Raw genomic sequence first — 12,586 nt, 5'->3', positions numbered from 1 at the left:
GGACGTGCTCATGGACTCCTTCTCGTCCCTCATTCGCACCGCCTCCCACGACCAGCACGCGGCGGTGCGGACCGCGCCGTTCATGAGCGACCTCCTCGGCGGCCGGCTCGGCATGGCGGCCTACGCGCGGTACACCGAGCAACTCTGGTTCGTCTACGAGGCGTTGGAGACCACGGCCGGGCGGCTGACGGCGGATCCGGTGGCGGGCCCCTTCATCCGGCCCGAACTCTTCCGGCTGCCCGCGCTGGAGCGGGACCTCGCCCATCTGCGCGGCCCGGACTGGCGGGCGGGCCTGAGCGCACTGCCCGCGACCAGGGCGTACGCGGACCGGGTGCGGGAGTGCGCCGAACGCTGGCCGGGCGGTTACGTCGCCCACCACTACACCCGGTACCTGGGCGACCTCTCCGGCGGCCAGATCATCCGGGACACGGCGGAGCGGACGTGGGGCTTCGCGAGGAAGGGCGACGGAGTCCGCTTCTACGTCTTCGAGCGGATCGCCAACCCGGGCGCGTTCAAGCGGGGGTACCGCGAACTGCTGGACGGGATCGCTGTGGACGACCTGGAGAGGCAGCGGGTCGTGGCCGAGTGCGAGCGGGCGTTCACGCTCAACACGGCGGTGTTCCGGGCCCTGGGCGAGGAGTTCCCGCGGTCCGCCTGAGCCCCGCGCGACCGGGTCCCCCGCCGCGCGCGGGAGGGGACCCGGGCCGGATCAGCGCAGGTAGTCGCCGCAGTGGGCGCCCGACCAGGTCAGGTGGTTCTCCAGCGAGGTGAGCGTGCCGGCGTACGGGCTGCAGACGGCCTCGTCGTCGGTCTTGGTGTCGTTGTGGGCGGCACTGGCCGTCGTCGCGCCGGACGCGGCGAGGGCGGCGGCGAGGGCGGTCGCGGCCAGGACTGATCTGATGCGCATGGTGCTCCTCTCAGGGAGGCGTCAGTGGTCACGCCCAGAGGTCCCCGTTCGTCCCCGTCGGCCTTCGCGCGCACACGCGGATCCACCCGAACGGGGACTCGAAGGATCCCCCGGACGTGCGTAGGTGTCAGCGCTCCAGGTGGACGCGTCCGCCGACCTCGATCCAGCCGTGCGGCTGCGGGGCGGTCAGGAGCTGCGAGCCCCTGCCCTGGGTGATGTTCAGCGCCCGGCCCAGCCGGTCGGTGAGGAGCAGCGCCGCCGCGCCGGTGGCCTCGTCCTCCTCGATGCTGTCGTCGCGGCCGGGGAAGGCGCGGGCCCGCACCCGCCCGGCCGCCTCGTCCTCCCAGGCCCAGGCGTAGATCCACTCCCCCGGCGGCGGCACGTCGAGGGCGTCCACCTCGGCGGCGCTCGCGTACTGGCGCAGGGTGCGCGGGGGCGCCCACTCCGCGCGGGCCTCGATCCAGGTGAACTCGCCGTCCAGGCGGGTGCCGACGACCCCGGCGGGGGTGACCAGTTCGGGCACGTCGAGCAGCCAGGCCGTGCCCACGCAAGGGTGGCCGGCGAAGGGCAGGCGCAGGGTGGGCGTATAGATGTCGATCACTCCGCGCTCGGGGTCGTCCACGAACACGGTCTCGCTGAAGCCGAGTTTGGCCGCCAGCTCCTGCCGGTCGCTCCGCTCGGGCAGCACCGAGCCGTCGCGGACGACCCCCAGCTCATTGCCGTAGCCGCCGTTCGGCCCGCAGAAGACGCGGAGTACGTCGTAGTCAGTCACCGGGGAATTGAAGCACCGCGGCCCCGGGGACCGCTTCGCGATCTTTCCGTGAGAGCTGAATCACGGGAGGCAGGGGTATGGGTGAGGATAGCCTCATGTAAGTTAGGGCAGCCTCACCAGACCAGATCCGCTTGGAGCCTGCATGCGCGCCGTCCGACTGACCGTCACCGCCGCCGCCACCGCGGCGGCTCTGACCGCCCTCTCGGCCTGCACCGCGAAAAGCGACGCCAAGGACGGCGACGCCATCCAGGTCACGGCCGCCGACTCCAAGTGCGACACCTCCAGCACGTCCGTGCCGGCCGGGCAGGTCACGCTGAAGATCGAGAACAAGGGCTCGAAGGCGACCGAGGTCGAGATCCTGTTCCCGGACGACCGGATCGTCTCCGAGAAGGAGAACATCGGTCCGGGCACCAAGTACACGCTCACCGCCGAGGTGAAGGCCGGCTCGTACGAGATCGCCTGCCGTCCGGGCATGAAGGGACACGGCGTCCGGCAGAAGCTGACCGTGACCGGCGGCGGCAGCACCGCCAAGCGCGACCCGAAGCTGGACCAGGCCGTCGCCGAGTACCGCCAGTACGCCCAGGACCAGGCCGACGAGACGCTGCCGAAGGCCGAGACCTTCGTGAAGGCGGTCAAGGACGGCGACCTGGAGGCCGCGAAGAAGGCCTACGGCCTCTCCCGCCTCGGCTGGGAGCGCACCGAGCCGGTCGCCGAGTCCTTCGGCGACATCGACCCGAAGGTCGACGTCCGCGAGGACGGCCTGGAGCCCGGCCAGAAGTGGACCGGCTGGCACCGGCTGGAGAAGGCCCTCTGGCAGGACAAGAAGATCGGCGCCGAGGAGAAGACCCTCGCCGACCGGCTGCTGACGGACCTCAAGGACTGGCAGGGCCGGGTCGGCAAGGCCGAGATCACCCCCACCTCCATGGCCAACGGCGCCAAGGAGCTGCTGGACGAGGTCGCCACCGGCAAGGTCACCGGCGAGGAGGACCGCTACGCCCACACCGACCTGGTCGACTTCAAGGGCAACGTCGAGGGCGCCCAGAAGGCCTACGAGCTGCTGAAGCCGGTCGCCACGAAGAACGACCCGGCGCTCACCAAGGAACTCGACAAGCAGTTCGCCGCGCTGAACACGCTGCTCGACAAGTACCGGACGGACAAGACGGCGTACGACTTCGTCTCCTACGACAAGGTCACCAAGGACCAGCGCAAGGAGCTGTCGGACGCGGTGAACGCGCTCGCCGAGCCGCTGTCCAAGCTCGCCGCCGCGGTCGTGAAGTAAGCAAGGGGGCAGGGGCGATGACCGAGACCCAGGGCAGCAATCCGTCGCGCCGCGCACTGATCGGCTGGGGCGGTGCCGGGCTCGCGCTCGGGGCCGCCGCGGCCGGCGGGGCCGTGGCGATGGCCAGGACGGGCGACGACATGGACCCGGCCGCCGCCGAGACCGGCGGCGCGGTGGAGTTCCACGGCGCCCACCAGGCCGGCATCGCCACCCCGGTGCAGGACCGGCTGCACTTCGCCGCGTTCGACGTGAAGACCGAGGACCGCGAAGAGTTCGTCCAGATGCTCAAGGACTGGACCGCGGCGGCCCGCCGGATGACCGTCGGGAAGGCCGTCGGCGAGGGCGCCTACGGCGGGCTCGCCGAGGCCCCGCCGGACGACACCGGTGAGGCGCTCGGGCTCAAGCCGTCCCGGCTGACGCTGACCATCGGCTTCGGCCCGTCGCTCTTCGACAAGTTCGGGCTGAAGGACCGGCGGCCCGAGGCCCTGGTCGACCTGCCCAAGTTCCCCGGCGACAACCTGGACAGGTCCCGCACCGGCGGTGACCTGTGCGTCCAGGCCTGCTCCGACGACCCGCAGGTCGCCGTGCACGCCATCCGCAACCTCGCCCGCATCGGCTTCGGCAAGGTCGCCATCCGCTGGTCCCAGCTCGGCTTCGGCAAGACCTCCTCGACCACCCCGGACGCGCAGACCCCGCGCAACCTGATGGGCTTCAAGGACGGCACCCGCAACATCGCGGGCACCGAGACCGACCGGCTGAAGAAGTTCGTGTGGGTCGGCGAGGAGGACGGGCCGGACTGGATGACCGGCGGGTCGTACCTGGTCGCCCGGCGCATCCGCATGAACATCGAGACCTGGGACCGCACCTCGCTCCAGGAGCAGGAGGACGTGTTCGGCCGCGACAAGCGCGAGGGCGCCCCGGTCGGCAAGGCCAAGGAGCACGACGAGCCGTTCCTGAAGGCGATGAAGCCGGACGCGCACGTGCGGCTCGCGCACCCCGACTCCAACAACGGGATCACCATCCTGCGCCGGGGCTACTCCTTCACCGACGGCACCGACGGCCTCGGCCGGCTCGACGCGGGCCTGTTCTTCCTCGCCTACCAGCGGGACGTGCGCAAGGGGTTCATCCCGCTCCAGCGCACCCTCGCCGCGCACGACGCGCTCAACGAGTACATCCAGCACGTGGGTTCGGCGGTCTTCGCGATCCCGCCGGGCGTCCGGGACTCCGGCGACTGGTGGGGCCGCACGCTGTTCTCGAAGGAGGCGTAGCCCGTGTTCTCCAACTACCTGATCGGTCTGCGTGAAGGTCTGGAGGCGTCGCTCGTCGTCTGCATCCTGATCGCCTACCTGGTCAAGACCGGCCGCAGGGACGCCCTGAGGCCGATCTGGATCGGCATCGGCATCGCGATCGTCATCGCCATGGGCTTCGGCTGCGCCCTGGAGTTCGGCTCCCAGGAGCTGACGTTCCAGGCGCAGGAGGCGCTCGGCGGCTCCCTGTCGATCGTCGCCGTGGGCCTGGTGACCTGGATGGTGTTCTGGATGCGGCGCACCGCCCGGCACCTGAAGTCGGAGCTGCACGGCAAGCTGGACGCCGCCCTCGCCCTCGGCACGGGCGCGCTGGTCGCCACCGCGTTCCTCGCGGTCGGCCGGGAGGGCCTGGAGACCGCGCTGTTCGTGTGGGCGTCGGTGCACGCGGCGAGCGACGGCACCCCGCGTCCGCTGATCGGCGTCGCCCTCGGCCTCGCCACGGCCGTCCTCCTCGGCTGGCTGTTCTACCGGGGCGCCCTGAAGATCAACCTGGCCAAGTTCTTCACCTGGACCGGCGGGATGCTGGTCGTGGTCGCGGCGGGCGTGCTGGCGTACGGCTTCCACGACCTCCAGGAGGCCGACTGGATCCCGGGCCTGACCGACCTGGCCTTCGACATCAGCGGCGTCATCCCGCCGGACAGCTGGTACGGCACCCTGCTCAAGGGCGTGTTCAACTTCCAGCCGGACCCGACGGTCCTTCAGATCACGGTGTGGGCGCTGTACCTGGTCCCGGTGCTCGCGCTGTTCCTCTCCCCGGTAGGGTTCGCCTCCGGAAAGGGGAAGGTGAAGGAGCCCGATGACCAGGGAACGCAGCCCTCGCCGGCTTCGCAGGCGTGACCGGAACGCACTCATAGCGGCCTCGCTGACCGCTTTGTCGCTGACCGCGAGCGGATGCGTGGTGGTGCACGGGGAGCGGGTGGTGCTTCCCGCCGCCACCCGCGCCGAGGCCACCAAGGCGCTCACCGCGTTCACCGACGCGTACAACAAGGCCGACAAGGCCTACGACAGCTCCCTGGACGCCCCCTACGTCACCGGCGCCCTCTCCGACATCGACTCCGCCCGGCTCAGGGCCGGGCACGTCAACAGCCCGTCGGGGAACGCGAACCACACCCCGCTGACGCTGACGGACGTGAAGATCACGATCCCGGAGAAGGCAGGCTGGCCCCGCTGGTTCGTCGCCGACGCCCGGGGCAACAAGGGCGGGAACTTCCGCTGGGTGCTGGTCTTCACCCGGGGCGACCTCGGCGAGCGCTGGCAGGTGAGCTACCTGACGCTCATGGCCCCCGGCACCGTTCCCGAGTTCAGGACGGACGAGGACGGCTGGGCCGAGGCCGTGCCGGCCGACACCGGCGGGCTGGCCGTCCGCCCGGACGAGCTGAGCAGGACGTACGCGGACTACCTGGAGAACGGCGGGAAGACCTTCGCGGACGGGCGCGACACCAGCGGGCTGCGCGCGGACCGCGCGAAGGAGGCCAAGAAGCCCGGCCTGGTCCGGCAGTTCATCGACGAACCGCTCACCCACGGCGACTACGCGCCGCTCGCGCTGCGCACGGCGGACGGCGGGGCGCTGGTGTTCTTCACCACCCACCACTACGAGAAGCAGACCGCCTACACGGGCGCCACCGTGCCGGTCCCGAACAAGGACGTGCAGGCCCTGATCAAGGGCGAGGTGAAGCAGTCCCTGACGCTGGAGTCGATCGCCAACCAGGCCGTGCTCGACCCGGCCGGCAGTGGCCCGGTGCGGGTGCTGGGGCGGGTGCAGGGGCTGACGTCGGCGCAGGGCGCGTAGGGCGAGCGGGGCGGGTCCCGCCGGGCCGTCAGTGGTGCAGGGGCCAGGCCGTGCCGTGGTGGCCCGTCCCGGTGCCCGGGTGCCGGGCGCAGGCGTCGGTGAGCGCCTCCAGCAGGCTCAGCGGGTCCGGCAGCCGATGCTCCGGGCCGCGCACCCAGCGCACCCGCTGGTCGGCGTCGCCGGGCAGCCGGGCGGGCGGTACGAGGACGTAGGAGCCACGGCAGTGCCAGCGCAGCCCGGGGTGCTCGTCCATCGTCTCGGGGTGGCAGTCCAGCTCGCAGGGCCACCATTCGTCCTCGTCCTCGGGGGTGCCGCGGGTGAGGGTGAAGAACAGCATGCGGCCGTCGTCGCTCTCGGCGACCGGGCCGACCTCGACGCCGGAGCCGAGCAACCGGTCCAGCGCCTCGCGGCCGGCCTCCAGGGGCACGTCCAGCACGTCGTGCACCATGCCGGTGGCGGTGATGAAGTTCGCCGCGGGCTGGTGCCGGGCCCAGCGCTCGATCTGGGCGCGGTCGGTGGTGGACTGCGTCTGCCAGGCGAACGACACCGGGTGCCGGGCGGGGGTGGGACAGCCCACGCGGTCGCAGGAGCAGCCGTAGCCGTCGGCGGGGTGCGCGGCGGGGGCGAGGGGCAGGCCCGCCGCCGCGGCGGCGAGCAGCAGGGTCTCACGGCCGCTGTCGTCGGCGGCCGCGTCCTTCGGGCGGCGTCCGAGCAGCCACTGGGAGAGTTTGCCCTGCCGGCCGCTCCGGCCGCCGAACGTCGCGCTCATCTATCCCCTCGGTCTGGTGGTCGCCTCGCTGGTGTGCGGACAGCATGCCTTATCGTCCCATCTTCGCGTGCTTCGGGGGGTCGCCGCAGGCGAGTGGCCGACCGTCACCGGTGGGCGGGCGGGGCATTCAGTGCCGGGCGATTCCGTGCAGGGCGTACTCGACGAGGGTGTCCGTGTACGCGTACGAGATCGGCCCGGTCCGTTGCAGCCAGCGTTGCGCGAGCGGGGAGACGAACAACTCCAGCGCGATCCGGGGGTCGACGCCGGCCCGTACGGCCCCCGCCTCCTGCGCCGAGCGCAACCGGGCGACGTACAGCCGAAGCTGCGGTTCGAGCAGCTTGGTCACGACCTCGCGGCCGAGCTGTTCGTTGACCACCCCTTCCGCGGCCAGTGCCCGCGCGGGCGCCTCGAAGCGCGGGTCGAGCAGCTCGTCCACCGTGGCCCGCAGCACCGCCTTCAGGTCGGCGGCCAGGTCACCGGTGTCCGGGATGGCGTCCACCTCCTGCCCCGCCGCGCGGGCCGCCTGCTCGGCGAGGTCCAGGAAGGCCTCCAGCAGGACGTCCGCCTTGGACGACCACCACCGGTAGATGGTCTGCTTGCCGACCCCGGCCCGGGCGGCGATGGCCTCGACGGTGGTCTTCGGGTACCCGACCTCCCCGACCAGGGTGAGGGCGGCTGCGTAGATGGCCCGGCGGGACCTCTCGCTGCGGCGGGTGGCGTCGGGGGCGGGCTTGCTGACCATGGGGTCGAAAGTAACAAGCGGCGGGGGCGGGCCACGACACGAGTCAGGGCGCGGAGTTCAGGGCGCGGAGTTCAGGAGGGACGGTCAGGGCGCGGGGTCGTACGGCGGCCAGGCGTCTCCCCAGTCCGCGTCGCGGGCCGCCTTGTACAGGTCGCCGTGGCGCTTGGTGACCGTCGTCCGGCGCAGCCGTTCCTCGGTCTCGCACAGGTCGAGCAGCACCTGGCCCTTGCGGATCTGCGGGCGCCTGACCACGCGGGCGGGGGCCGGCTCGGCGGGCAGCCGGGTGGCGGCGACGTAGGAGAACTTCTCGTCCTCGTACGCCAGTGAGCCGCCCTTGACCTGGCGGTGCAGCGAGGAACGGCCGACGCGGGCGGAGAAGTGGCACCAGTCCGTGCCGGGCGCGATGGGGCAGGCGGCGCTGTGCGGGCAGGGGGCGGCGATGCGGAAGCCGGCCCGGATCAGCCGGTCGCGGGCCTCGATCACGCGCGCGTAGCCGGCCGGGGTGCCGGCCTCGACGATCACGACGGTCCGGGCGGCGGAGGCGGCGGCGTCGACGAGGGCGGCGCGGTCGGTCTCGGCGAGTTCGTTCAGGACGTACGACACCGTGACCAGGTCGGTGGCGTCCAGGGTGAGGTCCTTGCCGATCCGGGCGCGCTGCCAGCGGGCGTCCTTCAGGGCCGGGTTGGCGGCGGCGATCCGCCGGCCGAGGGCGAGGGCGGGTTCGGCCCAGTCCAGCACGGTGACGCTGCGCTCGCCGGGCCAGGTGGCGGTGACGGCCCAGGTGGCGGCGCCGGTGCCGCCGCCGACGTCGACATGGCTGCCGGGCGTCCAGTCGGGGACGGTCGCCGCGAACGCCTCCAGCGCGGAGTGGACGGCCTCGAAGGTGGCGGGCATGCGGTAGGCGGCGTACGCGGCCACGTCGGCGCGGTCGCGGAGGATCGGCGCGTGCGTCGGGGTGTCGCCGCGGTAGTTGGCGATCAGCCGGTCCACGGCGGCGGTGACCTCCGTGGGGGGCAGGCCGTCGAGCAGCTCGGCCAGGGCTGTGCGCAGGGGGTCGTTCACCTGGCGATTCTATGGCGCCCGGCACCGGTGCGGGTCCGCCGGGGGCTGCCCTCATGGCGCCCAGCGCCGGTGCGGGTCCGCCAGGGCTCGACCTCATGGCGCCCGGTACCGGTGCGGGTCCGCCGGGGCTCGACCTCATGGCGCCCGGTGCCGGCGCCGACCCGCTGGGGGCTCCGCCCCCAGACCCCCGGCCGCCTATGCCCACCCACCACCCGACTCGGTCGGCTGCGAAGTCACCGCCACGGCTTCCGGCTGGGCCGGCTGGAAAGGCACCGCCCAGCGGTCCGGCTCGCTCGGCCCGAACACACCGCCACCCCAACCCGCTCGGCCCGCGCGGAAGGCGCCGTTGGTTCCGGGGCAGGCGGTGGTGGGGTCAGATCACCGCCCGCGCCAGGTGCGTCGCCAGTCTCGCCCGGGGGCCGTTGTCCGGTGTCCGGCGTTTCGGGTGGACCGTGTTGGCCAGGACTACGAGGAACGTGTCCGTCGCCCGGTCCAGGATCAGGGCCGTGCCGGTGAAGCCCGTGTGGCCCGCCGCGCCGCGGCCCGCCAGCTCGCCCATGAACCACGGCTGGTCCAGGTGGAAGCCCAGGCCGGGCGGGGTGAACAGCAGCTCCACGAAGTCGGGACCGAGGATGCGCGCGGGGCCGTAGGAGCCGCCCGCGAGCAGGGCGCGGCAGAAGACGGCCAGGTCGGGCGCGGTGGAGAAGAGGCCCGCGTGGCCGGCGACCCCGCCGAGCGCCCAGGCGTTCTCGTCGTGGACCACGCCCCGCAGCATCCCCCGGTCGGCCTTGGCCCACGGCCGCCGCTGGTCCTCGGTTGCCGCGGCGCCGGGGCAGGGCCCGAACGTGGTGGCGGTCATGCCGAGCGGCCGGGTGATGCAGTCCCGCACCAGGACGTCGAGGGTGCGCCCGGTGACGCGCTCCAGGACGAACTGGAGCAGGAGCATGTTCAGGTCCGAGTACACGTAGTGGCCGGGCTCGCCGGACGGGGCCTCGGCGCGCAGCAGGTCGAGACGGGTCGCGTCGTCGGGGCAGTCGTACAGGGGCAGTTCGGGGCGCAGGCCGGAGGTGTGGGTGAGCAGTTGCCGCACCGTGATGCCGTGCGCGGCGGCGGCGTGGAAGTCGGGCAGGTAGTCGCCGACGCGGGCGTCCATGCCGAGGGTGCCGTGCTCGACCTGCTGCACGGCGGCGACGGACGTGAACAGCTTGGTGAGGGACGCCAGGTCGAAGGGGGTGTCGACGGTGGCCGGGACCCGGGCGGCTGGCGGCAGTTCCACCGCGGCGCCGGTCTCGGGGTCGTGGGCGGCGTAGCGCACGGCCCAGCCCGCGGCCTCGGCCACGGCGATCACGGGTCCGCGGCCGGCCAGTACGACGGCGCCGGACGCCCAGGGGCGCTCGCCGGTGGTGAGGGCGTGCACCTCGTCGGCCAGGTGCCCGAGTTCGACGGCGTCGAGCCCGGCCCGCTCCGGTGTGCCGGCGCGCAGTCTCGGTGCGCTCAGCTCTCGTCTCCCTCCGACCCCGCACGGGTGGTACCCCGTGACGCCCAGGGACGGCACATTCCCACGAAGCAGGCCACCGCGACCAGTGCTCCGGTCAGCTGGACGACGGCCATCGGGACGGCGGTGTCCTCCCCGGCGACGCCGACGAGGGGGGAGGCGACGGCGCCGACGAGGAAGGAGGAGGTGCCGAGCAGCGCGGAGGCGGAGCCGGCGGCGTGCCGGGTGCGCGCCAGGGCGAGGGTCTGGGCGTTGGGCAGGGTGACGCCCATAGCGGACATCAGGACGAAGAGGGCGGCGGCGACGGGGACGAGGCCGGTGTCGCCGAAGACGCCCGTGGCCATCAGCAGCAGGGCGGTCGCGGCGAGCACGATGACGGTCAGGCCGCCGGCGAGCACCTTGTCCAGGCTGACCCGGCCGACCAGCACCTTGCCGTTGAGCTGGCCGGCGGCCACCAGGCCGACGGAGTTGAGGCCGAACAGCAGGCTGAAGGTCTGCGGGGAGGCGCCGTAGATCTCCTGGACGACGAAGGGGGACGCGCTCACGTAGGCGAAGAGCGCGGCGAAGGCGAAGCCGCCGGCGAGCATGTAGCCGGTGAAGGGCAGGTCGGCGAGGAGGCCGCGCATCGCTCGCAGGGCCTCGCCGGTTCCGCCGCTGTGCCGTTCCTCCGGCGGCAGGGTCTCCGGCAGCCGCGTCCAGACCAGCGCGGTGAGCGCGGCGCCGATCACCGTGAGCACCACGAAGACGCCCCGCCAGTCCGTCACCCGCAGGATCTGCCCGCCGACGAGCGGCGCGATGATCGGGGCGGCCCCGGAGATCAGCATGAGGGTGGAGAAGAAGCGGGCCATGGCGACGCCGTCGTACAGGTCGCGGACGACGGCCCGGGCGATGACCACCCCGGCCGCGCCGGTGAGGCCCTGCGCCAGCCGGAAGGCGATCAGCGTCTCGACGGTGGGCGCGAGGGCGCACAGGGTGGTGGCGGCCAGATAGACGGTGAGTCCGATGAGCAGCGGGCGGCGCCGTCCCCAGCGGTCGCTGAGGGGGCCGACGACCAGCTGGCCGAGCGCGAGTCCGGCCATGCAGGCGGTGAGGGTGAGCTGGACGGTGACGGCGGGGGCGGCCAGGGAGCGGGTGACCTCCGGCAGCGACGGCAGGTACATGTCCATCGCGAGCGGGGTGGTCGCGGTGAGGCCGCCGAGGAGGAAGGTGACGAGGGGGCCGGTGCGGCGCGGTGCGCGGGCCGGTGACGGTGCGGAGGCGGAGGCGGACCGCTGGTCCTGTTCCGGTGTCGGTGCCGCCGCGTGTTCCGGCATGTGCCCCTCCCTGCTTCCTTGACATCGGTGTCGCTGACACGACCGGCACCTATGCTCTCAGCTCGTACACACTGTCGAGGCACAGATGAGCGAGGGTGGGATGGCGGGAGAGAGCGTGCGGTGGGGGATCCTGGCGACGGGCGGGATCGCGGCGGCGTTCGCGGCGGATCTGGTCGATCTGCCGGACGCGGACATCGTGGCGGTGGCGTCGCGCCGGCGGGAGTCGGCGGAGGCGTTCGCCGAGCGGTTCGGGGTGGAGCGGGCGTACGGCGACTGGGAGTCGCTGGCGGCGGACCCGGACGTCGACGTCGTGTACGTCGCCACTCCGCACACGGCGCACCGGGCGGCGGCCGGGCTGTGCCTGACGGCGGGCCGGAACGTGCTGTGCGAGAAGCCGTTCACGCTGAACCTGCGCGAGGCGGAGGAGCTCGTCACGCTGGCGCGGGAGCACGACCGCTTCCTGATGGAGGCGATGTGGATGTACTGCAACCCGCTGGTCCGGCGGCTGAAGGCGCTGGTGGAGGACGGGGCGATCGGCGAGGTGCGGACCGTGCACGCCGACTTCGGGCTGGCCGGCCCCTTCCCGGCGGCGCACCGGCTGCGGGATCCGGCGCTGGGCGGCGGGGCACTGCTGGACCTGGGCGTGTACCCGGTGTCGTTCGCGCAGCTCCTGCTGGGCGAGCCGGACGGGATCGCCGCGAACGCGGTGCTGTCGCCCGAGGGCGTCGACCTCCAGACCGGTGCGGTGCTGTCCTGGGAGAACGGCGCGCTGGCCTCGCTGCACTGCTCGATCGTCGGGGGTACGCCGGTCACCGCGTCGGTCACCGGTTCCCGCGGCCGGATCGACATCCCGCCCGGTTTCTTCCATCCTGACCGGTTCGTTCTGCACCGGGACGGTCGTGATCCCGAGGAGTTCGCCGCCGACCCGGCCGACGGTCCGCGCACCAGCCTGCGGCACGAGGCGGCGGAGGTCATGCGGGCGCTGCGGGCGGGCGAGAAGGAGTCGCCGCTGGTGCCGCTGGAGGGCACGCTCGCGGTGATGCGGACGCTGGACGCGGTGCGGGAGCGGATCGGGGTGCGCTACCCCGGGGAGGAGACGGCGGCCGACGAGGTGGCCGTCCTCGCCGGGTAGCCGTATGGCGGACAGTGGA

13 protein-coding genes are annotated in these 12,586 nt (G+C 73.0%); 6 read left to right on the top strand and 7 right to left on the bottom strand.

From position 1 onward, the window contains the following. Positions 1-10 precede the first annotated feature (10 nt). Positions 11-658, top strand: a complete 648-nt coding sequence (locus OO52_RS29390) for a heme oxygenase (biliverdin-producing) (RefSeq protein ID WP_030653432.1) — start codon at positions 11-13, stop codon at positions 656-658. 51 nt (positions 659-709) lie between these two features. Here the strand turns inward: OO52_RS29390 and OO52_RS29385 are convergent, their stop codons facing one another. Then, the gene (locus OO52_RS29385) at positions 710-907 is read right to left on the bottom strand and encodes a hypothetical protein (RefSeq protein ID WP_030653436.1); all 198 of its coding nucleotides are present in this window, start codon (positions 905-907) and stop codon (positions 710-712) included. 127 nt (positions 908-1,034) lie between these two features. Continuing rightward, positions 1,035-1,679: a PhzF family phenazine biosynthesis protein gene (locus OO52_RS29380; RefSeq protein WP_030653438.1), complete on the bottom strand. Its 645-nt coding sequence runs from the start codon at positions 1,677-1,679 to the stop codon at positions 1,035-1,037. Positions 1,680-1,821: 142 nt separating this feature from the next. On the opposite strand from OO52_RS29380, the gene efeO reads away from it, so the two are divergent. The 4 genes from efeO to OO52_RS29360 are packed head-to-tail and all read left to right on the top strand — an operon-like array spanning position 1,822 to position 6,054. Then, complete coding sequence (efeO, locus tag OO52_RS29375; RefSeq protein ID WP_030653440.1) at positions 1,822-2,958, top strand: iron uptake system protein EfeO; 1,137 nt, start codon at positions 1,822-1,824, stop codon at positions 2,956-2,958. Between the two features lie 17 nt (positions 2,959-2,975). Beyond that, the gene (gene efeB, locus OO52_RS29370; RefSeq protein WP_030653443.1) at positions 2,976-4,226 is read left to right on the top strand and encodes an iron uptake transporter deferrochelatase/peroxidase subunit; all 1,251 of its coding nucleotides are present in this window, start codon (positions 2,976-2,978) and stop codon (positions 4,224-4,226) included. A gap of 3 nt (positions 4,227-4,229) precedes the next feature. Further along, a complete protein-coding gene (gene efeU / locus OO52_RS29365) occupies positions 4,230-5,102 on the top strand; it encodes an iron uptake transporter permease EfeU (protein ID WP_030653448.1) in 873 nt (290 codons plus the stop codon). Beyond that, positions 5,062-6,054 (top strand): hypothetical protein, encoded by a 993-nt coding sequence (locus OO52_RS29360; protein WP_078629759.1) that lies wholly within the window; start codon positions 5,062-5,064, stop codon positions 6,052-6,054. The genes efeU and OO52_RS29360 overlap by 41 nt, the downstream gene beginning before the upstream one ends. Before the next feature lie 28 nt (positions 6,055-6,082). Here the strand turns inward: OO52_RS29360 and OO52_RS29355 are convergent, their stop codons facing one another. The 5 genes from OO52_RS29355 to OO52_RS29335 all read right to left on the bottom strand — a co-directional run bounded on the left by OO52_RS29355 (position 6,083) and on the right by OO52_RS29335 (position 11,435). After that, positions 6,083-6,823 (bottom strand): bifunctional DNA primase/polymerase, encoded by a 741-nt coding sequence (locus OO52_RS29355; protein ID WP_030653454.1) that lies wholly within the window; start codon positions 6,821-6,823, stop codon positions 6,083-6,085. 127 nt (positions 6,824-6,950) lie between these two features. Further along, positions 6,951-7,565: a TetR/AcrR family transcriptional regulator gene (locus tag OO52_RS29350; RefSeq protein WP_030653456.1), complete on the bottom strand. Its 615-nt coding sequence runs from the start codon at positions 7,563-7,565 to the stop codon at positions 6,951-6,953. Positions 7,566-7,649: 84 nt separating this feature from the next. After that, entirely contained in the window at positions 7,650-8,627 is a 978-nt protein-coding gene (locus tag OO52_RS29345) for a small ribosomal subunit Rsm22 family protein (protein ID WP_030653459.1), read from the bottom strand. Positions 8,628-9,000: 373 nt separating this feature from the next. Continuing rightward, on the bottom strand, positions 9,001-10,182 hold the full coding sequence (locus OO52_RS29340; protein WP_234317121.1) for a serine hydrolase domain-containing protein: 1,182 nt from the start codon (positions 10,180-10,182) through the stop codon (positions 9,001-9,003). Next, entirely contained in the window at positions 10,122-11,435 is a 1,314-nt protein-coding gene (locus OO52_RS29335; protein ID WP_030653465.1) for a multidrug effflux MFS transporter, read from the bottom strand. Before OO52_RS29335 ends, OO52_RS29340 begins: the two co-directional genes overlap by 61 nt. A gap of 100 nt (positions 11,436-11,535) precedes the next feature. Between OO52_RS29335 and OO52_RS29330 the strand changes: the two genes are divergently transcribed. Further along, positions 11,536-12,567, top strand: coding sequence for a Gfo/Idh/MocA family protein (locus OO52_RS29330; RefSeq protein ID WP_199819981.1), 1,032 nt, complete (start codon positions 11,536-11,538; stop codon positions 12,565-12,567). Positions 12,568-12,586 lie beyond the last annotated feature (19 nt).

The sequence above is a fragment of the Streptomyces flaveolus genome, from assembly GCF_000716535.1.
GTDB classification, from domain to species: Bacteria; Actinomycetota; Actinomycetes; order Streptomycetales; family Streptomycetaceae; genus Streptomyces; species Streptomyces flaveolus_A.
Note: the sequence above shows the minus strand (reverse complement) of the source record. Positions and strands in the feature narration are given on the sequence as shown.

Bases quoted from the DNA above. Each gene is read 5' to 3' on its own strand.
- OO52_RS29390 (WP_030653432.1), top strand. From the start codon at position 11: ATGGACTCCTTCTCGTCCCTCATTCGCACCGCCTCCCACGACCAGCAC.
- OO52_RS29385 (WP_030653436.1), bottom strand. From the start codon at position 907: ATGCGCATCAGATCAGTCCTGGCCGCGACCGCCCTCGCCGCCGCCCTC.
- efeO (WP_030653440.1), top strand. From the start codon at position 1,822: ATGCGCGCCGTCCGACTGACCGTCACCGCCGCCGCCACCGCGGCGGCT.
- efeB (WP_030653443.1), top strand. From the start codon at position 2,976: ATGACCGAGACCCAGGGCAGCAATCCGTCGCGCCGCGCACTGATCGGC.
- OO52_RS29360 (WP_078629759.1), top strand. From the start codon at position 5,062: ATGACCAGGGAACGCAGCCCTCGCCGGCTTCGCAGGCGTGACCGGAAC.
- OO52_RS29355 (WP_030653454.1), bottom strand. From the start codon at position 6,823: ATGAGCGCGACGTTCGGCGGCCGGAGCGGCCGGCAGGGCAAACTCTCC.
- OO52_RS29350 (WP_030653456.1), bottom strand. From the start codon at position 7,565: ATGGTCAGCAAGCCCGCCCCCGACGCCACCCGCCGCAGCGAGAGGTCC.
- OO52_RS29335 (WP_030653465.1), bottom strand. From the start codon at position 11,435: ATGCCGGAACACGCGGCGGCACCGACACCGGAACAGGACCAGCGGTCC.
- OO52_RS29330 (WP_199819981.1), top strand. From the start codon at position 11,536: ATGGCGGGAGAGAGCGTGCGGTGGGGGATCCTGGCGACGGGCGGGATC.